The 1,077-nt window shown below is 70.6% G+C and carries 1 protein-coding gene; it reads right to left on the bottom strand.

The annotated features are described in order from the left end of the window. Positions 1-1,077 (bottom strand): alpha/beta hydrolase family protein (locus HII36_RS55435; RefSeq protein ID WP_173531428.1); only part of this gene is annotated, 1,077 nt, incomplete at both ends.

The following is a 1,077-nucleotide window of genomic DNA, read 5'->3' as shown; positions in this document are numbered from 1 at the left end:
CCACCGTCCCCGCCGGCCACAACCCGCCGCCGAACCCCGCTCCGAGCTGCGTCCCGAACCTCGCCCCGAGTTGCGCCTCGGGCCCCGGCCCGAGCTTCGCCTTGGACACCGACCCGTGCCTCGCCCTGAACCTCGCCCCGAGCCGCGTCCCGAGTTCGAGCCCGACCTCGCACCCCGACCCGAATCCGTCGGACCAGCGCCACCACCGGATACCCCGCGAACGCCACCACCAGGAATCCCAGCACCAAAGCCTGCAAGAACGCCGACTCCCACCACTCCGTGGGCGGCACCCCGAACGTGTCCATCGCCTGCACCGGCGTCGGCCCGGACACCTGCGCCACCGGCGCCTTCCCCGAGGTCGCGTCCCGCGCCCAGGAGCCCACCAGCTCCGCGTATCCGGGAGCCAACTCGGGCAGTCGGGTGACACCGCCGTCCGGCGTGCGATGAGCGGCGTGATCGGCGTCCGCGAAGAACCTGAACGTGTAGTTCCGGTTACCGCTCTCCTCAAGCACCTCCGCGAAGATGGGCGGAGACTCCCGCGACGGTGTGAGCAGATCGTTCACGCCCCAAATGCCCAGCACCGGCTGCGTCAACTGCGCGATGACCGGTTCCGGGTCGTAGTACGGCTCAGGGAACATCCCGCCGTCGGCGATCACCCGATACAGCTTGGGCTCGGCCTGGCCGACCAGCGAGCCGGAAACGCCCGCCTTGCGCAGTCCCGCCGCCACGGCCCAGGCCTGCTGCCGCAACGGCTGCAGCGCGTTGGCGCCCACCAGCACCACGAACGCGATGTCCGCGGACCGGCTCGCCGCCAGCGGAGCGACCCAACCGCCTTCGCTGAGGCCCCAAATACCGACCTTCGCCGGATCCACCCCGTCCTGCTTCCGCAACGCCCCGACGGCCCCGAGCGCGTCCTCTGCCAGCTGTGAGTACGACCGCTGGAACAGCGAATAGCCCTCGGACCGCTTGTCGTAAATCAGTACCGACATTCCCTGCCGGGCGAACGCGATGGCCTCGACCAGCAGCTTCTCCCTCGGCGTCCCGGTCCCGGCTCCGTGCACCAACACGACGCCCACC

The sequence above is a fragment of the Nonomuraea antri genome, from assembly GCF_013283785.1.
Lineage (GTDB): Bacteria > Actinomycetota > Actinomycetes > Streptosporangiales > Streptosporangiaceae > Nonomuraea > Nonomuraea antri.
This window is presented reverse-complemented; position numbering and strand designations above follow the sequence as displayed.